The 19,456-nt window shown below is 60.2% G+C and carries 18 protein-coding genes and 2 tRNA genes; 17 read left to right on the top strand and 3 right to left on the bottom strand.

The window, feature by feature from the left end:
- Positions 1–76: 76 nt before the first annotated feature.
- The 4 genes from folE (at position 77) to NBH12_RS03180 (ending at position 3,989) form a co-directional block, all read left to right on the top strand.
- The gene (folE, locus tag NBH12_RS03195) at positions 77–736 is read left to right on the top strand and encodes a GTP cyclohydrolase I FolE (RefSeq protein ID WP_014484165.1); all 660 of its coding nucleotides are present in this window, start codon (positions 77–79) and stop codon (positions 734–736) included.
- Positions 737–933: 197 nt separating this feature from the next.
- On the top strand, positions 934–1,812 hold the full coding sequence (gene folP, locus NBH12_RS03190; protein ID WP_003832761.1) for a dihydropteroate synthase: 879 nt from the start codon (positions 934–936) through the stop codon (positions 1,810–1,812).
- Between the two features lie 11 nt (positions 1,813–1,823).
- Positions 1,824–3,368: a 2-amino-4-hydroxy-6-hydroxymethyldihydropteridine diphosphokinase gene (folK, locus tag NBH12_RS03185; protein WP_250819166.1), complete on the top strand. Its 1,545-nt coding sequence runs from the start codon at positions 1,824–1,826 to the stop codon at positions 3,366–3,368.
- A 93-nt stretch (positions 3,369–3,461) separates the two neighbouring features.
- Positions 3,462–3,989: a DUF3180 domain-containing protein gene (locus NBH12_RS03180; protein WP_014484163.1), complete on the top strand. Its 528-nt coding sequence runs from the start codon at positions 3,462–3,464 to the stop codon at positions 3,987–3,989.
- A gap of 76 nt (positions 3,990–4,065) precedes the next feature.
- Here the strand turns inward: NBH12_RS03180 and NBH12_RS03175 are convergent, their stop codons facing one another.
- Together NBH12_RS03175 and ettA are read right to left on the bottom strand one after the other, a co-directional pair.
- On the bottom strand, positions 4,066–4,971 hold the full coding sequence (locus NBH12_RS03175) for an acyl-CoA thioesterase (protein WP_003830060.1): 906 nt from the start codon (positions 4,969–4,971) through the stop codon (positions 4,066–4,068).
- 216 nt (positions 4,972–5,187) lie between these two features.
- The gene (gene ettA / locus NBH12_RS03170; RefSeq protein ID WP_003830062.1) at positions 5,188–6,867 is read right to left on the bottom strand and encodes an energy-dependent translational throttle protein EttA; all 1,680 of its coding nucleotides are present in this window, start codon (positions 6,865–6,867) and stop codon (positions 5,188–5,190) included.
- 534 nt (positions 6,868–7,401) lie between these two features.
- Here ettA and NBH12_RS03165 point away from each other — a divergent pair.
- The 8 genes from NBH12_RS03165 (at position 7,402) to NBH12_RS03130 (ending at position 14,552) form a co-directional block, all read left to right on the top strand.
- Positions 7,402–9,207, top strand: coding sequence for an MFS transporter (locus tag NBH12_RS03165; protein WP_065452781.1), 1,806 nt, complete (start codon positions 7,402–7,404; stop codon positions 9,205–9,207).
- 177 nt (positions 9,208–9,384) lie between these two features.
- Positions 9,385–9,461, top strand: a tRNA-Asp gene (locus tag NBH12_RS03160).
- Positions 9,462–9,745: 284 nt separating this feature from the next.
- The gene (locus NBH12_RS03155; protein WP_025222042.1) at positions 9,746–10,696 is read left to right on the top strand and encodes an ROK family glucokinase; all 951 of its coding nucleotides are present in this window, start codon (positions 9,746–9,748) and stop codon (positions 10,694–10,696) included.
- 245 nt (positions 10,697–10,941) lie between these two features.
- On the top strand, positions 10,942–11,484 hold the full coding sequence (locus NBH12_RS03150; protein ID WP_350448163.1) for a MarR family winged helix-turn-helix transcriptional regulator: 543 nt from the start codon (positions 10,942–10,944) through the stop codon (positions 11,482–11,484).
- Between the two features lie 162 nt (positions 11,485–11,646).
- Entirely contained in the window at positions 11,647–11,841 is a 195-nt protein-coding gene (locus NBH12_RS03145) for a hypothetical protein (protein WP_003830075.1), read from the top strand.
- A gap of 72 nt (positions 11,842–11,913) precedes the next feature.
- The gene (locus tag NBH12_RS03140) at positions 11,914–12,762 is read left to right on the top strand and encodes an aldo/keto reductase (protein ID WP_016462517.1); all 849 of its coding nucleotides are present in this window, start codon (positions 11,914–11,916) and stop codon (positions 12,760–12,762) included.
- Positions 12,763–12,820: 58 nt separating this feature from the next.
- A complete protein-coding gene (locus NBH12_RS03135; RefSeq protein ID WP_016462516.1) occupies positions 12,821–13,240 on the top strand; it encodes a peptide deformylase in 420 nt (139 codons plus the stop codon).
- Positions 13,241–13,760: 520 nt separating this feature from the next.
- The gene (locus tag NBH12_RS03130; protein WP_003830084.1) at positions 13,761–14,552 is read left to right on the top strand and encodes a hypothetical protein; all 792 of its coding nucleotides are present in this window, start codon (positions 13,761–13,763) and stop codon (positions 14,550–14,552) included.
- A gap of 99 nt (positions 14,553–14,651) precedes the next feature.
- Here NBH12_RS03130 and NBH12_RS03125 read toward each other — a convergent pair whose 3' ends face one another.
- Positions 14,652–15,263 carry an efflux MFS transporter permease gene (locus NBH12_RS03125; RefSeq protein ID WP_003830086.1) on the bottom strand — a complete coding sequence of 204 codons (612 nt, stop codon included), beginning with the start codon at positions 15,261–15,263 and terminating at the stop codon, positions 14,652–14,654.
- 91 nt (positions 15,264–15,354) lie between these two features.
- On the opposite strand from NBH12_RS03125, the gene NBH12_RS03120 reads away from it, so the two are divergent.
- From NBH12_RS03120 to NBH12_RS03100, 5 genes are all read left to right on the top strand, one after another.
- A tRNA-Ile gene (locus tag NBH12_RS03120) sits at positions 15,355–15,428 on the top strand.
- Positions 15,429–15,552: 124 nt separating this feature from the next.
- Positions 15,553–15,765 carry a 50S ribosomal protein L31 gene (gene rpmE, locus NBH12_RS03115; protein ID WP_003830110.1) on the top strand — a complete coding sequence of 71 codons (213 nt, stop codon included), beginning with the start codon at positions 15,553–15,555 and terminating at the stop codon, positions 15,763–15,765.
- A 109-nt stretch (positions 15,766–15,874) separates the two neighbouring features.
- The gene (gene prfA, locus NBH12_RS03110) at positions 15,875–16,963 is read left to right on the top strand and encodes a peptide chain release factor 1 (RefSeq protein ID WP_003830112.1); all 1,089 of its coding nucleotides are present in this window, start codon (positions 15,875–15,877) and stop codon (positions 16,961–16,963) included.
- Positions 16,964–17,105: 142 nt separating this feature from the next.
- Entirely contained in the window at positions 17,106–17,990 is an 885-nt protein-coding gene (gene prmC, locus NBH12_RS03105) for a peptide chain release factor N(5)-glutamine methyltransferase (protein WP_052789364.1), read from the top strand.
- Positions 17,991–18,262: 272 nt separating this feature from the next.
- Complete coding sequence (locus tag NBH12_RS03100; protein WP_015439106.1) at positions 18,263–19,450, top strand: ABC transporter substrate-binding protein; 1,188 nt, start codon at positions 18,263–18,265, stop codon at positions 19,448–19,450.
- Positions 19,451–19,456 lie beyond the last annotated feature (6 nt).

Genomic DNA, 19,456 nt, shown 5'->3' with positions numbered 1-19,456 from the left:
ATCCGGCATATGGTTTCGTCCGTATGCCAGATCGGGCCGACGTCGTTGTAAAGCCGGTATCAAGGGAGAGATGAAGATGAACGAATATATAGAATCTTGCCCCCGCTGGCGGGGGCTGGCGGCGCAGCCGACTGGGGGTGGTTCTGGGTCCGAAAGTCGCCAGCGGGAGGAATCCTCATACGACGAAGAAGGCGTGCGTCAGGCAGTACGCCTGTTCCTGAAGTCGATCGGTGAGGATCCCGAGCGCGAGGGACTGGTGGAGACACCCGACCGCATCGCCCGTGCCTGCCGTGAGCTGTTCGCCGGCCTGCAGGCCTCGCCGGCCGATGTGCTGGAGAAGCATTTCGATGTGGATACCGACGAGCTGGTGCTGGTCAAGGACATCGAACTGTATTCGGTATGCGAGCATCATCTGCTGCCGTTCCACGGCGTGGCCCATGTGGGCTATATTCCGGCCAAGGATGGGGTGATGGGCTTGAGCAAGCTGGCCCGACTGGTCGAGGTGTATGCCCGCCGTCCACAGGTGCAGGAGCGCTTGACCCAGCAGATCGCCGATGCACTGGTCGAATATGCGGGCGCGCGTGGCGTGATTGTGGTGACCGAATGCGAGCACCTGTGCATGTCGATGCGTGGCATCAAGAAGTCCTCCGCCCGTACAGTGACCTCCGCGGTGCGTGGCCTGCTGCGCAACCCCGCCACCCGAGCCGAGGCCATGAGCCTGATTCTGGATAAATAGTGAAGGAGACAAGCTCCTTCTGATGAGGGAGCTGGCAGCCGTAAGGCTGACTGAGGGAGAGACCTCATCAATAAATTGGCCGCCTGCTGGCGGGGGCTGGCGGCGCAGCCGACTGGGGGTGGTAAACCACAGCCCGACCACCCTCAGTCGGCCCATGGCTGGGCAGCTCCCACCAGCAGGAGCAGAAAAGGAACACAATGACTGATTTGCAAGCATTGCACGACGCATCGCACACCATGGTGATGGGCGTGCTCAATATCACCGAGGACTCGTCCTCGGACGGCGGCCTGTGGTTGGACCCGGCCAAGGCCGCACAACATGGTCGCGATATGATGGCCGCCGGCGCCGACATCATCGACATCGGCGCCGAATCCACGCGTCCCGGTGCCAAGCGAGTGTCTGAGGAGGATGAACTGGCCCGCATCACCGGTGCCGTCAACGCGCTGATTCCGGCCGGTGCGGTGCTGTCCATCGACACCACCCGCGCGTCCGTGGCCGCAGCGGCTCTGGATGGGGGAGCGCAGATCATCAATGACGTCTCCGGAGGTACGCTGGACGCGAATCTGCCTCATGTGGTTGCCGACCATGACTGCCTGTATATCGTGCAGCACTGGCGTGGCTGGCTTGCCGGATCCAAGGGGGCGAACCCCGATCAGGACACTTCCGTATACGAGCATGGTGTGCTGACCGACGTCCATGACGAACTCATGCGCCAGGTTGACGGTGTACTGGCCGCTGGAGTCAAGCCGGAACGCATCATCATTGATCCGGGTCTGGGCTTTTCCAAGCCCAGCATTGAGCACAACCTGCCGCTGCTGACGGGCCTCGAGACCTTCCGCGGCACCGGATACCCGGTACTGATTGGTCAATCGCGCAAACGCTTTATTTCGGCGATGCTCACCGAGGCCGGTGCAGTCGGCGAGGACGGGCCGACCATGGCCCAGCGCGATGATGTGACTGCTGCGCTGTCGGCTCTCAGCGCCGAACATGGCGCATGGGCCGTACGTGTGCATGACGTGGCCAAGAGCCATGCTGCCGTCATAGCCGGCAACATCTGGCGCCAGTATCTCTCGTAGAAAGCAGCATTATGGATACCATCACACTTACCGGCGTGCATGCCAATGGCACCCACGGCGTGCTCGCCTTTGAACATGAGCGGCCGCAGACGTTCGTCGTGGATGCCACGCTGCATCTTAATCTGACGAGGGCCGGCCAATCCGATGATCTCAACGACACCATCGACTATGGCCGTGTGGCCAAAGATATCGTCGCCATCATCGAGGGGCCTCATGTGGGCCTTATCGAACGGCTCGCTCAGCTCATCGCCGATCGTATTCTTGCCGATGCACCGGCTGTGATGCAGATTGACGTCACCGTGCATAAGCCGCATGCGCCGATCGTCGTGGCGTTCGATGATGTGTCCGTCTCCATTACTCGGGTGCGTGATGGGGCTTGCGGCGATGCGGAACAAGCTTTGTCGGAGCAGCTGCATGAACCGGCTTCGTCGGTGGTTTCCCCCGTCATCCCTTCCATGCATAGCGCAGTGGTGGCGCTGGGTGGCAACGTGAGTGAGGTGGAATCCACGCTACGGGCCGCAGTGCGGGAGATCGACGCACTGCCCGGCACGCAGGTGACCGGTATTTCTCCGCTGTACCGTACTGCCGCATGGGGTATGGCCGATGGCACGCCGGACTTCCTGAATGCCGTAGTGGAGCTGGAGACTGAGATGGGCAGCCATGAGCTGCTTGCCGCATTGCAAGGCATTGAGGCGGATCATGGCCGTATCCGCGAGAACCATTGGGACTCCAGGCCTTTGGATCTTGACATCATCGATTATGACGGCATTACCAGCGCCGATCCCGATTTGGCGTTGCCTCACCCGCGTGCATGGCAGCGTGCTTTTGTGCTGGCTCCATGGGCCGCGCTCAATCCCAATGCCAAGCTGGCAGGTGCGCACGGCGGACCGGTGGCCAGTTTGTTGGCGGTCGCTCCAGACCGCAATGCCGTGCAGCTGGAAAGCGAAGATTGGATGCTGAGCAGCCACGTGGGCAAGAAGGAATCTGCCCCTGCTGGTTGGGGGTTGTCGGCCGGCGCACAAGAAGACCACCCTCAGTCTCGCTTCGCAAGCCAGTTCCCGCCGGCGGGAACGGATGAGAAACCCGTCTCGCGCAAGGCGATTGTTTCGTTGGATTCGGCATCGCATGATGCGGAAAAGATATTCCGCGAAACCATCGTCTCGCTTGACAGTGTGCCCGGCAATCAGGTGCAGGGCATTTCCCCGCTGTACCACGTCAGTCATTTTGATGGTCCGGACGCCATGAGCGCGGTGGTGCAACTCGAAACCAAACTGCCTGCGGCAGACCTGATTGCCGTGTTGGGCAGTATCGAGGCCGCTCATGATTTGGCGGTCGATCTTGATTTGGTTGATATGGAAGGCGTGACCTCCGACGAGCCGAATTGCAGTGTTCCTTGGCCTTCTGCGCACAGCCACGCATCGGTGTTAGCCCCTTGGCTAGACATGGATCCTGATGCCATGCTGGGAGGCGATCCTGTGTCCTTCCTGCTGGCTATGGCGCCGGATGCCGGTCAGGTCGGACTGCTGTCTGACAACTGGGTGATGCCGCAGCAGTGATGCGAGACGCGTCCTCTGATGCAATCATGCTGCGAGCGTGAATCAGGTTCAACCGGTAGGGTGGACGTGGAGTACAAGATAAGGAGGCCGGACGTGAAAACACGACGAACGCCATGGTGGCAGTATGTGATCGGTACCGGACTTGGCCTGTTGGCCGGCACCGGTCTGGCTTCCTACGGCGAAAGTTCAGGGTTGTCGCTGATTGGTGCGCCATGGATTGTGACCGGGTTGCTGGCCGTGCTGGGCATCATCGTGCTGGTAATGGCCTTGCAGGTGCATAAATACGCCAATACCGATCCCAAGAAGCGCCCGCACAGCTTCATCAACCCCACCATCGCCGTGTATACATTGGTACTGGCCAAGGCGTTGGGTCTGGCAGGTGCGGGGCTTGCCGGTTGGTACGGCGGCCAAATCCTGATGAGCATCGGTCATATCGAGGCGGAGTATTATTCCCAGGCCATCACCGAATGCGCGATTGCTGCCGCTGTGTGCATCGCCGATATGATTATCGGCATACTGGGCGAATGGCTGTGCCAATTACCGCCGAACGAGGGGCCGGAGAATCCCAAAATGAAAGAGACCAAGCGTCGCCGTGATATGGCTCAGGCATACCGGCAATAAGCCCTTTATCCGTGCAACGGTCCTCCTTCCGCTTCTAGAAAGAGGACCGTTGCAATAATAGTCAGACGAGACTCGTCTACTTCTGCGGCACGCGGACCATGGCTTCCTGCGCGATGGCCGCCACCAGTTCGCCGGATCGCGCATACACCTTGGCAATGCCCAGGCCGCGGCCGTGTGCGGCAATCGGGGTGTCCTGCACATACAGGTGCCATTCGTTGATGTCGATATCGCGATACCACCACATCGAGTGGTCGATGGAAGCGTACGAGATGCCCGGTGTGGAAATCGACAGCCCGGCTCGGCGCAGCACCGGTTCCATCATTACCTGATCGCATCCGAGTGCCAGCATCGCGCGGTGCATGACTTGCGACACATCGACATGGCCGTCGGCCTTCATCCACACCATCTGCTTGCCGGAATCATGCTCAGCGGAATCCTTATCGGCTCGCAGCATCACGGTGGGTGTCACGTGGCGAATATCAAATGGCGACTTTTCGGCGTAGTAATTGGCGAACGGCGACTTCTCGGCGAACGGTTGCATAAGCTCCTTGGCGGAGGTCAGCATTTCAGGATCAGGTAGGTCTTCAGGCATCGGATCGGCGAACTCCACGCCTTCCTGATCGGTTTCCTGGAAGGAGGCGATAGCAGTCAAAATCGATCCTTCGGCTTGGGTGACATTGACACGGCGAGCCGAGAACGAGCGGCCGTCGCGCAGGTTCTCCACGTCGAACAGCAGATCTTGCCGAATATCGCCGGCGGCGATGAAATAGCCATGCACCGAGTGTGGCAGGCGCGATGCGTTGACGGTTTTGGATGCGGCGACCACCGACTGGGCGATGACCTGGCCGCCGTAAACGCGGCCGGTGGGGAAGTACATGCTTTCGCCGTTGATATAGGTGTGATTGCGGTAAGCGGAAGGCTCACCCAACTTCAACACTTTCACCAGATGATCCAGCGGAGTGACGGCGGTCGCCTGAGCCATAGTGTTCCTCGATTCCTGTTCGATATTCGGTTTTTATTATTCCAACGTATGGTTGGCAGTCTATTCGGCGAGGGTTAAGAGTTTCAGGAGCGAAATGCAACGAGCCTGTTTGGAAGGTAAACGGCCGGTTATGCACAGCTATAGGAAAACCGCCCCTTTCAGGACGGTTTTCGATGAATACAGGCAATATGCCTTGTTCTCAGGTTAGCTGTGGGCTTAGCCGCGCACGAGCTTCTTGTGCAGACGGTGCGGACGGGCCGCGTCCTCGCCGAGGCGAGCCACCTTGTTCTCCTGGTAGGCCTGGAAGTTACCTTCGAACCAGTACCACTTGGCCGGGTTGTCGTCATCGCCCTCCCACGCGAGGATGTGCGTGGCAACGCGGTCGAGGAACCAACGGTCGTGGGAGATCACCACGGCGCAGCCCGGGAATTCGAGCAGTGCGTTTTCGAGGGATTCCAAAGTCTCGACGTCCAAATCGTTGGTGGGCTCGTCGAGCAGCAGCAGGTTGCCACCCTGCTTCAGGGTCAGGGCCAGGTTCAGACGGTTGCGCTCACCACCGGAGAGCACGCCGGTCAGCTTCTGCTGGTCGGCGCCCTTGAACCCGAAGCTGGCCACGTAGGCGCGGGTCGGCACTTCCACGCCGGCCACTTCGATGAAGTCGAGGCCTCCGGACACCGCCTCCCACAGGTTCTTGTTCGGATCCAGGCCTTCGCGGTTCTGATCCACGTAGCTGATCTTGACGGTATCGCCGATCTTCAGTTCACCGCTGGTGAGCGGCTCGAGCCCCACGATGGTCTTGAACAGCGTGGACTTACCCACGCCGTTCGGGCCGATCACGCCGACGATGCCGTTGCGCGGCAGCGTGAAGGACAGGTCGTCGATGAGCACGCGCTCGCCGAAGGCCTTGTGAATATGCTTGGCTTCCAGCACGGTGGAGCCCAGACGCGGACCGGCCGGGATCTGGATCTCGGAGAAGTCGAGCTTCTTGTTGTTGCGTGCCTCATTCTCCATCTGGTCGTAGCGTTCCAGACGTGCCTTGTTCTTGGCCTGACGGGCCTTGGGGGAGGAGCGCACCCAGTCGAGCTCGTTCTTCAGGCGCTTGGCCAGCTTGGCATCCTTGGCGCCCTGAATCTCAAGACGCTTGGCCTTGGTCTCGAGGTACGTGGAGTAGTTACCCTTGTACGGGTACAGGTGGCCGCGGTCGACCTCGCAGATCCACTCGGCCACGTTGTCCATGAAGTAACGATCGTGGGTGACGGCAATGACGGCACCCTTGTACTGGTGCAGGAACTGCTCCAGCCACAGGATGGATTCGGCATCCAGGTGGTTGGTGGGCTCGTCGAGCAGCAGCAGGTCTGGAGCCTCGAGCAGCAGCTTGCACAGAGCCACACGGCGGCGCTCGCCACCGGAGCACACGTTCACTGGGGTATCCGGGTCCGGGCACTGCAGAGCGTCCATCGCCTGCTCGAGCTGGGAGTCGAGATCCCAACCGTCGGCGGCGTCGATTTCGGTCTGCAGCTTGCCCATCTCTTCCATTAGCGCGTCAAAGTCGGCGTCCGGGTTAGCCATTTCCTCGCCGATAGCGTTGAAGCGGGCGACCTTCTCGGCGATTGGGCCGAACGCCATCTTGATGTTCTCGCCCACGGTCTTGGTGTCATCCAGCGGCGGCTCCTGCTGTAGGATGCCGACTGTGAAGCCCGGGGTCAGCGTGGCCTCACCGTTGCTCACGGTCTCGAGGCCGGCCATGATCTTGAGCAGGGTGGACTTACCCATACCGTTCGGGCCCACGACGCCGATCTTCGCGCCGGGCAGGAAGCTCAGGGTCACGTCATCGAGGATCACTCGGTCGCCGTAGGATTTACGGGCCTTGATCATCTGAAACACAAATTCAGCCATATAAGTGTCTTATCCTGTCTTATCGTTGCAATTTCAACGTTTTGCCGGGCTTGGATTCCGTGATGACACACTGTGGAACGACGCGGCCGGTTTCGAGGGTTTCCGAACGACCCGTTTGATGCCGCCCGTCCCTGGATTTCCGTGTCATCGCGGCGCCTCGGTCCCAAGCAAAAGCACCTTGTGGATTATCCCATATCCCGTCTACACGATGCAATGGGGTTCTGGCGGGCGGGAATTAGCGATTCGGTCATCAGGAGGAGACGTGGAAGGTGGCGGCGATGCCGTCATTGCCGACGCCGGTAAATGGGCGCTGGGCATGCCCTGTTTCCTGAGCGAGAGCCCGGCCCTGTATCGTCTGGCGATTTGTCGATCGTTGCGATTCCGGCGTTCTGCCGGGCTTTCATTTCGAAATGACGCATCTGGAATAGTGCGGCCGTCTTTGGTGCTCCTCTCTTCAGTGATCCGCCGAGGTTACGCCCATGGCTGAACGCCCGGAATGTCCCGCGAAATCCGGTGAGACGGTCTAGGCCGCGGATGTACCGTGAATGGCGCATAGGCGTGTCGGTCGCCGCAATCATGGCAATGAGAGGAAACCCCGTTATGGATCATGCATCCCGATCTCAGCATCAGACTCAGGCCGATGCGTCTTCGATCTCTTCAACGAATCCGACGGCCTCGTCGCCACTGCCTACCCAGACGCCGCCGTGGGGCGCGCTGTGGGTGATGGCCCTGGGATTGGCCATGATCGTGCTCGACAGCTCGATCGTCAACGTCTCCATTCCCACCATCATCGCCGACATCGGCATTAACCTGACCGACGCCCAGTGGGTCACCTCGCTCTACAACATCGTGCTTGCCGCGTTGTTGCTGCCTTTCGGCAAGTTGGGCGACGCCAGGGGGCGCAAACTGGTGTTTCAAGTCGGTACAGTGATCTTCGTGGCGAGTTCGACGCTCGCCGCCGCCTCGCAGGGTGCGGGGATGCTGCTTGCCGCCCGTGTGCTGCAGGGCATCGGAGGCGCGATGATCATGCCGAACACCCTGTCCACGGTGTCCGCCCTGTTCCGGGGCAAATACCGTGCCGCGGCGTTCGGCGTCTGGGGTGCGGTGATGAGTTCGGCCGCCGCCCTCGGCCCGCTGCTCGGTGGCGTGTTCACCGAGACTCTGGGATGGCGTTGGATTTTCCTAGTGAACTTGCCGCTGGGTATCGCGGTCTTTGTGTCGGCCATCTTCCTGGTACCGCAGACCGGTGGGGACGCCTCGGTCGCCGGCGCCGCGGATGCCGCACGGGATGCCCGATCCCATCGTGTCGGTGTGGATATTCCGGGCGTGGTGCTGTCTGCCCTGACCTCGGCCCTGCTGGTGTTCGGTCTTATTGAAGGCGAGACCTACGGCTGGTGGAAGCAGACCTCAACGCAGTTGAAGCTGGGCGGGTTGAGCTGGAATCGAGACTGGTTGTCGCCGGTGCCGATCTGCCTGATTGCCGGTGCGCTTCTGATGACTGCCTTCATCGTCTTCGAGTCGGCGCGGGGCAAAGCCGGTCGGCCGGTCATGCTGGACATGACCCTGTTTCGCATCAGGACATTCTCGTGGGGCAATCTGGCGGCCGCGGCCATCGCCGCCGGCGAATTCGCGCTGGTGTTCATGCTGCCGCTGTACCTCATCAACGCCCGCGGGCTCAACACGCTGCAGGCCGGTGCGATGCTGGCCGTGATGGGCCTGGGGTCCATCGTCGCAGGTGCGCAGGCCCATGTCATGGCCGCCAGGCTCACCCCGGCCGGCGTGATTCAACTCGGTCTTGTGATCGAGATCATCGCCGTCGCCCTGGTCGCGGTCCTTATGCCTGTGGGATTGTCGGTGTGGTGGCAGCTTATTCCCATGGCCGCATACGGTCTGGGTCTGGGCTTCGCCTCCGCGCAGCTGACCAGCGTGGTGCTCTCCGAAGTGCCGATCATGCAGTCCGGCGAAGGGTCGGCCACCCAGTCCACGGTTCGACAGCTCGGCACCGCCGTCGGTTCGGCCATCTCCGGCGCGTCGTTGGCCATGGCCGTCAACGGAACATTGCCGGCGCGGCTCGAATCCCTCGGGCTGCCCACCAAGGTCGGCGACGGTCTGGCCCAGGCGGTCAGCGGTTCGGCGGGTGGAGCGATCGGCGTGTTCCGCAGCGGTGATGGACCGGCGGCCCGGTTCGGCGATGAGGCGCCGAAGATTGCCGATGCGATGACTTCAGGGTTCATCGAAGGAGGTCAGTGGACGCTTCTGGTCGCCGGCATCATGCTGTTCATCGGTTTACTGGCCTCGGTGGCCGTGCGTCGTGCCGCGTCGTCGCACAACGTGCGTTGACGCATGACGGCTACTGTCTTATGGGGAGTGCGGTCGTGCGCGGTCGAACGATATGGTCCGCATACCGTCCACCGCACCTGCGGTCGGTTCGCCGGTGGAAGGAACGACGTATCAGGCGGCGTGTCATGATCCGATGATGCTGTAGCATATCTTTTTGTGCCTCATCGAGGCACGCACGGCCCCGTAGCTCAGTTGGTTAGAGCGCCGCCCTGTCACGGCGGAGGTCACCGGTTCAAGTCCGGCCGGGGTCGCCACCAAACTCCCGATGCATGTCGGGAGTTTTTTTTTGTTTCCTGCCGTTCTTCGATACCATCCGCAAGGACGGTGAGAGTGAATGCATCCGATTCGACACGCCGTCCGCACCGATGCCGGCGTTAAGGGAGGCGCCCGTTTGCAGCGGGTGAAATGCATGAGGAAGCGCATCGGCGGAATGTTCGCGACGCATGGCGAACCACGGAAAATCCGCGGTGGGAGGTCATGGCGGCTCACTACTATTTTCGCTATCTCGTACGTTACGAAAGTCTTCAAGGAGTAAGCCATGACCACGCTCGCCATCGATATCGGCGGAACCAAGATCGCCGCTGCCGTCTGCGATGCAAACGACAGCATCATCCAGCGTTGGCGCGTCCCCACGCCGATGGACGCCGACGCCATCAACAAGCACATCGCCGAGATCTACCGCGAAGCCGTCGCCGCCGGCCACACCGATATCGAGGCCATCGGCATCTCCGCGGCCGGTAATGTGAGCGCGGATCGCAAGACGCTCACCTTCTCCGCCAACATTCCGGCATGGATTAACTACGATTTGTCCGAGCATGTCGGCGCGATGATCGACCATGCCGTGCCGGTCATTGTCGAAAACGACGCCAACTGCGCCGGCTGGGGCGAATTCGTGCACGGCGCCGGCCAGGGCAGCTCCAACATGGTCGCGCTGACCGTGGGCACCGGCCTCGGCGGCGCCATCGTGCTCAACGGGCAGCTCTACCGTGGCTCCTTCGGCATGGCCGCCGAGCTCGGCCACCTGCCGATGGTCCCGGACGGCGACCACTGCGGCTGCGGCCTGCGCGGCTGCGCTGAGCGCTACACCTCGGGCACCTCACTGGAGAACTTCGCCAAGTCTGCCGTGCGCCGTCGCCCGCAGGATTCCAAGCGCCTCATGGAGCTGTGCGGCGGCGACATCGCCAAGCTGGAAGGCCCGATGGTCTCCCAGGCAGCTCAGGAAGGCGACGTACTCGGCCTGTACGCATTCGGCAAGATCGGTGAATGGCTCGGCCGCACGATGGCCGCCGTTTCCGCCGTGCTCGACCCGGACCTGTTCGTGATCGGCGGCGGCGTGGTGGCCGTCGGCGACATCCTGCTGGAGCCGGCCCGCTACAACTACCAGCGCTTCCTGGAAGGCAGCGCCTACCGTGCTCACGCCAAGATTGTCGCCGCCACCGCCGGCCAGGATGCCGGCCTCATTGGTGCCGCCAACCTGGCTCTGCGCTGACGCAGCCGGCCGCAAGGCATTCGGTCTTGCGGTGACGCAGATGGCGGTGCGTAGATAACGCGCACGACGCAGATAGCAACGCGTAAATAATCGCGAACAGTACAGTGCGGTGATTCTCGTTATGGGAATCACCGCACTGTTGTTTTTTCTCCCGAAAATGGCGAAACCCAACGTGAGCGAATGGGTCGTTGGGTTTGCCTAGAGGTCGCATACCCTTACTAAAGGTAATGACTATTGGTAACTAAATGGAGGTTGGGTCAGCGATGAGCGAATCCCAGACCGAAACCAAGTCCGCGACTGAGTCCGCGACCAAGTCCAAGCCCGGCCAGCTGCCGGTGGATGACGTACGCAGTCTTATAGACGCCTGCTGGAAAGCCAAAACCATCACCGAACTGATGCCGGCATTGCCGAAAGGCATGAAGCCGCGCTACGTCCACGTGATCGACGCCGTCTGGCATATCAACGAACCGAACGGGCAAGATACCGGCACCGTGCGCGTGGGCGATGTCAGCGCATTCCTCGGCGTCACCACGCCGAGCATCACCAAGCTCGTCGGCGAAATGGCCGACCTCGGACTCGTCGTCAAACACGCCGATGCCACCGACCGCCGCGCGGTGACGCTTACGCTCGCCGAACGCGGCTTAGATATCCGCCGCATCTATGTGGAGGAATATCACGCGCATCTGAGCCAACTGCTGGGTGGGTTGACCTCGGACCAGTGCGAAACCACGGTACGCACCTTGACCGAAGCCTTGCGACTCATGCAGCAGGACGCCAACAACCGGTAACAATCGGAAAACAATCGGTACAACCGGCGGCCAGCCCATCGGCAACACCGAAAACGAACGAATGGAGGGGGCAAATCTTATGAACGATGCAGCAACACAGTCAGCAACGCCAGCAACAACGCGACCAACAACACAGTCAGTAACGCAGCCAACGACACTGCTGTGGCCAGCGCGCTGATTTCTGGATTTTCGGCCGCCGCCGTGAACAATGGGGCGGATGCCGCCGACTCCTATTTCACCGCTTTCCCGCAAAGCATGATGGTGTTCACCGGCATGGCGGTGCTTGGCGTGATTCTCGCCGCACTCATGTTCCGCTTCTCCACTCGCCGTCCGCCGGAATTGCGGGAAGTCAAATAGTTCGCCTGCCGCGTATCGGTTGGCTTTATGATGGAATCGATATTCCATCACAGGAGAAGCAGGAGGACTATCATGCTTGAGCCACCAGTCACTCCGATTCGCAAGGCCAACGACGGCCTTGAGCTGCCCGCCACCGGATTCGGCACCTATAAGGTTAACGGCCTGACCGGTGTGGACGCCATCAAGTCTGCCATTCATCAGGGCTACCGACTCATCGATTCCGCCTTCAACTATGAGAACGAAGGTGTGGTGGGCCGCGCTATCCGCGAATCCGGTGTGCCGCGTGAAGACATCATCGTCACTTCCAAGCTGCCTGGCCGCCACCACGCCCATGACGAGGCGCTGCTCACCATCGAGGAGAGCGTGTGCCGCATGGGACTCGACTACATCGACCTCTACCTGATTCACTGGCCGAACCCGAGCCAAGGTCAGTTCGTCGAGGCATGGGAGGCGCTGGTCGAAGCCCGTGAACGTGGGCTGGTCAAGCATATCGGCGTTAGCAACTTCCTGCCCGGTCACATTGATTTGCTTATTCGCGATACGGGCGTGACCCCTGCCGTCAACCAGATCGAGCTGCATCCGTACTTCCAGCAGCACGAACAGCTGGCCTACGACAACGCGCATGGCATCATCACTGAGGCGTGGAGCCCGCTGGGCCGTGCCAACCAGATGCTGCGCGATCCGGACTTGAAGCGTATCGCCGCCAAGCATGGTATTTCTGTGGTGCAGACCATTCTGCGTTGGCATCTTCAGTATGGCGATGTGGCCATCCCGAAGTCCCTGAACCCGGAGCGTCAGCGCCAGAACCTTGACCTGACTGCTTTCGAACTCGACGATCAGGACATGGCCGATATCGCCGCAATGGACAACCCTGAAGGCCACACCTTCGGTCAGAACCCCCACTGGCACGAAGAAGCCTGATTCCTTTTCTAGCTCCCCTCTCTGAGGGGAGTGCCCGTGTGAATAGAAGGAACCAAAGATGCAACGCTCTATTATGACTTCGCGCTCATTCCTGCGCACGCCGTCTGAGCCTGCTGGTCCCGGCGATGAGACAGTGATTGAGGATCTTGTGGACACCTTGGAAGCCAACCGTTCTCGTTGCGTGGGTATGGCCGCCAACATGATTGGCATCGGCAAACGCATTATTGCTTTTGTAGATGAGGATCTCGGCGGCCGTATCACGGTGATGCTCAATCCCGTGATTACGGCCTCGGACGGCACCTTCGATACTCAGGAAGGCTGCCTGTCCCTAACCGGCGAACGCTGCACTTTGCGCTACCGACGTATCGAAGTCAATTATGAGGACCGCCGATTCCGCACACGCCACGCCACGTTCAGCGGCTGGACTGCGCAAATCATCCAGCATGAAGTCGATCACTGCAATGGCATCATCATCTGATTACCAGCTCTGAACGGTGCCAATCTGCCGGCGCTTGGCAGTTTGGCTTCGCTGGGGTGTTCTCAGTGGTGCTGGGGTGCCAAGGAGTGGCGGGTTGGCTCCGCTGAGGAGCGTGAGCGGTGCCGCGTTGCCAGTGCTTGGCAGATTGGCTTCACTGATGGTGCTCTTAGCGGTGCCGTTCCGCCAGTGTTTGGCGGGTTGACTCTGTTGAAGAGTGACTGCGTCAGTAGGGCTATTGCGTGGTTCGATGCCGACGGTGGATGACACGCCAGAGGTGGTGTGAATAATTGAGAGGCGGTGGATGACGGCGAGGCAATTGGTGGATAACCCGTGAGAATACAGGGTTATTCACCGAGTCCCAACTGGGTTATGCACAATCGGCAACCCCTGGAATCATTGGGTTTTCCACTTATCCACAAGTTTGGCTGAGGGGCTTGCGCCAAGGTCGCCGGCTTCCGTACAGTGTGTCTCACGGCGGGCGATGCGGCCTGCCGTCCACACTTGACCGGAAGGACCGACCATGACCGAAGCCACTGCCGCCGTTGAAGATTCCGGAGCACCGGCAATCCTGGATACCAAGGATGTCGTTGATATGTTCAAGCAATGCAATCTTGCCGTGTATGCCGAGGCGCGGCGTGAGTTTTACCGTGAAGTCAGTTTGAACCCATTCAAGCCACATCCCGAGGGTCTGCTCCGGATGATCGAGTGGCAGTTTTGGGATTGGTTTTCCTTTGATTGCTCGATCAGCGACATCGGTCTGACCGGAGATGAAAGCTCGGATATGCGCGTCGAGCTGGTGCATAACAAAGATAACGGCATCTCACCGTTCCGGGCTATGGCGGAATACGTGTACGCCGTCGACCCGCAGGTCGGGGAACGGAAGCTGCAGGATTTCCGGGATATTGATGACACCAATTTCGCCTCGATGTTTTGGATCAAGGATGCCAATGCGGTGAAGGGGATAATGACGGTCGAAGATCTCATTAATGGTGGTATTTATGATGTAGCAAGCCCGCAAGCTGCAGAATATGACGGCGCACGCGGCGGCCTGATCGTCAACCGCATTGCCCGTGTGCGAGGCAGGTGGCAGGGTTGCGCGATTCCGATCTATGAGGCTCACCGGCCAGATGATCCCAAGACGGGCGAGGCCATAGCGCGAAGTTTTCGCCACAGTGGATACCGGCCCGACTTTCCCGGTTTGGTCAGATTCTTCTACGGCCGGGCCAAGGATACCGGGCTGGATTGGGAGGAGGCGGTTGCCGCCAAGAAGACCGGCATGCTGAATCAGCTGATTGAGCAGGCGCGCGATTGATGGGGCTTTCGCGAGGCTGCCGTCCTGAGTTGTAGTCTCTGTTTTTTTTTGGGGGGGGCTTGGGCCGTCGGTGTGTGCTGGCGGCCCTGGAGCATGTTTTCAGCGCTTCTGACCGGGATGAAGACCGCGGTCTCGGATGAAGAAGGGTGCCACCAGACAGATGATGCACACGATGGCCACCATGCGAAAAATGCGGAAGTCAAGCATTGGCTGTTCCAGCCGCATCTGGCGCCAGATGAACAGTGTCAGGGCGATTACGCCAATGGCTAGAGATACCAGCACGTCCATGCTGCCCCAGCCGTTTCCGCCGGCAGTGGAGAGGCCGAAGAGCACACCGCCGAAACCGAAGGTCGAAAGTACCACGGACAGCACGTCGATATGCGGGTGGGTCGGCTCGCCCACGTTGTGCACCGTGAAGCAGGCGGCCGCGATCACGCCGCCGGCGATTGCCACCAGCAGCGCGAACATCCAACGCCAGCTCAGCCATTCGACCAGCAGACCGGAGATGGTGGGGCCCAGTGCCGGAGCAAAGGCGATGACCATGCCCATCGCATACAGGAATAGCTGACGTGTGGTGAAGGTCTCGATGAGGAATGCGGTGACCGGAATCATGATGCCGTTGGTGAGCATGAATCCGGTGGTCAGCCATTGCACGGTGCTGCTGGGCACGTTGAACTCGCGCATCAGGGTGGGCGGCGCGTACAACATCATACGGGAGTGGTCGTTTGTTATCCGTTCCTGCGACCGGGGTCGTGCTACACTTTGGCAAGTTGACTACTCCGCAATCGCGGTAGGTCATCGTGGGGCCGTAGCTCAGTCGGTTAGAGCATGCGACTCATAATCGCCCGGTCCAGGGTTCAAGCCCCTGCGGCCCCACTCTTTTCCGACAGCGCAACGTATTCCCCGTCCATATAGGCGCGTATAATCCGTAAGGTTCCGGTTCACGTCTTGCCATAGGGGCATGACGACCCGGGTCCCCCGAATCCATAGGAGACGCAAAATGCAGCAGGGTATCCATCCTGATTACCACCCCGTTGAGGTGACGTGCTCGTGCGGCAACACCTTCGTGACCCGCACTGCTGGCAAGGAAGATCACATGTTCGTTGACGTGTGCTCTCAGTGCCACCCGTTCTACACCGGCAAGCAGAAGATTCTCGATACCGGTGGCCGCGTTGCTCGCTTCGAGAAGCGCTACGGCAAGAAGAGCAAGTAGCATACTTCGCGCCAGTCCTATTCGGCCCGGCATGCTTCGGCATGCCCGCCCGAGGACTGGCGTTTTTGTATTCTTTTGACCTGATTACAACACAACCAGAAAGCGTGTCATGGCAGACGAACAGTTCCCCGCGGCGGCGACCGCACTTGAGGAGTACCAGTCCATCGAAGAGCAGATGGCGAGCCCCGAAGTCGTGTCCAATCCGGACAAGCTGCGCAAACTAGGCCGTCGTCATGCCGAGCTAGGTGCCATTGTGGGAGCCTACAAAGCTTGGTTGCAATTGAAGGATGACTTGGAAGCCGCTCAGGAGATGGCCGGCGAGGATGCCGACTTCGCCGAGGAAGCTAAGCGTCTCGAATCCGAACTGCCGGGCGCGGAAGAAAAGCTGCGCACCGCGCTTATTCCGCGTGATCCGGATGATGCGCGAGACACCATTATGGAAATCAAGGCCGGCACCGGCGGCGAGGAAGCTGCACTGTTTGCCGGTGATTTGCTGCGTATGTACACCCGCTACGCCGAGAAGCGCGGCTGGAGCGTGAACATTCAGTCCGAGAACACCACCGAGCTCGGCGGCGTCAAGGACGTGCAGATTGCCATCCGGGCCAAGGGCACGCCTGCTCCCGAGGACGGCGTGTGGGCTTCGATGAAATACGAGGGCGGCGTGCACCGCGTGCAGCGCATTCCTGTCACCGAATCACAGGGGCGCATCCAGACTTCTGCGGCCGGTGTGATTGTTTTCCCCGAAGCCGACGAGGACGATGACGAAATTGAGATTGATCCGAAAGACCTGAAGATTGATATCTTCATGAGCTCCGGTCCTGGCGGACAGTCCGTGAACACCACGTATTCCGCCGTGCGCATGACCCACCTGCCTACCGGCATCACGGTGAACATGCAGGACGAGAAGTCGCAGATTCAGAACCGTGCCTCCGCCCTGCGCGTGCTGAAGTCCCGACTACTGGCCATGAAGCACGAGCAGGAGGCCGCTGAGGCGGCTGATATGCGCCACTCGCAGGTACGCTCGTTGGATCGCTCCGAGCGTATCCGTACCTACAACTTCCCGGAGAACCGCATCGTCGATCATCGTACGAATTACAAGGCATACAACCTGGATGCCGTGCTTGACGGCGACCTGCAGGCCGTAATCGACTCCGACATCCAAGCCGACGAAGCCGACCGTCTGGCCAATCAGAAGTGATAGTAGCGTGAGCGGGTTTGGCCGGTAGATACAATGCTCGACACACTCTAGGACGTTCGGTCAAGCCTACGGTCGAGCATCGCATTTACCGGCCAAACCCTTACATTATGTGATAATTAAGGCACCGGAAGATAGGGATGTGATGGCTGCTGCCGATGTGATTCGTGATGCCGCCGTGCAATTGCGTGAGGCTGGCATTGAGACGCCTGAGCATGATGCCAAACTGCTCCTTGCCGAGGCGGCAGGTGTTGAGTTGCGCGATGTCGACAAAGCTCTGTTGATGGGGGAGGAGCTTGGCACAGCCGAACAGCTTGCCCGCTTCCAATCCATGCTTGCCCGTCGTGCCAAGCGCGAGCCGTTGCAGTACATCACCGGTCATGCGCCGTTCCGCTATCTCGACCTGAAGGTCGGCCCTGGCGTGTTCATTCCGCGGCCGGAAACCGAAACCGTGGTGCAGGCCGGTCTTGACTGGCTGACAAGAAACGGCATGATCCATCCTCGTGTGGTCGATCTGTGCGCCGGCACCGGCGCGATTGGGCTGTCCGTTGTCAGCGAGGTGCCCGGCAGCCAGGTGTGGGCGGTGGAGCTGTCTCCGAACACCGCCGAATGGACGCGAAGGAATCTGTCGGAAACCGCGAAAAAGTACCCATCCATTGCCTCGAATTACCATCTGGAAATCGCGGATGCCACGTCCTTCGCCACATTGGCCCAATTGGACGGCACCGTCGATATCGTCATCACCAATCCCCCCTACGTGCCGCAGACCGATATTCCCGAGCAGCCGGAAGTGCGTGATTGGGATCCGGAATTGGCTTTGTATGGCGGCTCGATGGACGGTACGTTGATTCCCGAGCGCATTATCGAGCGGGCCTGCCGTCTTCTCAAGCCTGGGGGCGCGCTTGTCATGGAACATGACGTGACCCAGGGGGATCGTCTCGTGGCCTTTGCCAGGGCCACCGGATTCGCTGCCGCATCGACCGGCCAGGACTGGACGGGTCGTGACCGCTACCTGTTTGCAGTTTCCTAAGCCTCACGAATCCCACATTTCCTTGGGCTTGCATTCTCGTTTCCGTAATTGCGCTGTCTCATAATAAGAACAATTTATTGCGGCTTCAAAGCGGGTCTGGTTATAACAGTCCGCGACAAACATCGAATGAGAGAGACGTAGATGACGGTCACAAGCCGTGTGATGCAGTTCTGTGGTATGTGAATTATGCGAACGGAACGTCTCACGCGCATATCCCGCGCGTTGATTGACTGATGAACGATGTTGCAATATCCCAAGGAAGAAGGAAGAGGATGAACGTGAAGTTCTCCACTAAGTTCATTGCGGCCAGCGCGGCCGCAGTTATGGCGTTGTCCCTTGCTGGATGCTCCGGCGGCAGCATGGATGACTCCTCCAGCTCCAGCGCCAAGGCATCTGGTGACACCATCACCATCGGCACCGTGACCACCAACTCCGGTACCGCTGCCGCTTACGGCGAGGCCGAGGTCAAGGGCTTCGAGCTGGCCGTTTCCGAGATCAACGCCAAGGGCGGCATCAACGGCAAGAAGGTCAAGCTCGAGTCCATGGATGACAAGGGCGACGCCACCGAGGCGTCCAACGCCTACAACAAGCTTGTTGGCGACAACAACGTGCTCGCCGTGGCCGGTCCGACCATCTCCGCCACCACCGCAGCCGTGGCTCCGCTGGCCGACCAGTCCAAGCTGGTCACCATCGCCCCGGCCGCCACCTCCGATTCCATCGAAACCGGCAACTACCTGTTCCGCACCTGCTTCAAGGACTCCTACCAGGGTGAGGTCGCCGCCCGCTTCGCGGCCGAGAACCTGAAGGTCAAGAAGGTCGCCGTGCTCTACGGTACCGGTGATCCGTACTCCTCCGGCGTGGGTGAGGCTTTCGCCAAGGCCGCCGAGAAGCTTGGTCTTGAAGTGGTGGACAAGGAAAGCTCCTCCTCCGCCGACGACACCGAGTACTCCGCTCAGCTGCAGAAGATCCAGGCCTCCGGTGCTGAGCTGCTTTACGCTCCGTACTACTACTCCGTGGCTGGTCCGTACATCATCCCGCAAGCTCGTTCCGTGGGCTTCGATGGCTACGTGATGGGCCCTGACGGCTACGACGGCCTCAAGCTCACCGGTGACAAGGCCCAGTACAACAAGACCTACTACACCACCCACTACTCCGCCGACGACAACACCAACTCCAAGGTGCAGGACTTCATCAAGTCCTACAAGTCCAAGAACAACGCCGAGCCGAACACCTTCGCCGCTCTGGGCTACGACACGATCTACATGATCAAGCAGGCCATCGAAAAGGCCGGCAAGAACGCCACCCGTGAGGATGTGCGCAACGCCGTGGCCGGCATGACCTTCGACGGTGTGACCGGTAAGTTCACGATGGACAAGTCCGGCTCCCCGACCAAGTCCGTCATCGTGCTTGAGATGAAGGACGGCAAGCCTGTCTACAACACCACCGTGCAGCCCAAGTGAATCACC

The organism is Bifidobacterium sp. M3-N-101 (assembly GCF_023656805.1).
Classification (GTDB): Bacteria; Actinomycetota; Actinomycetes; order Actinomycetales; family Bifidobacteriaceae; genus Bifidobacterium; species Bifidobacterium breve.
Note: the sequence above shows the minus strand (reverse complement) of the source record. Positions and strands in the feature narration are given on the sequence as shown.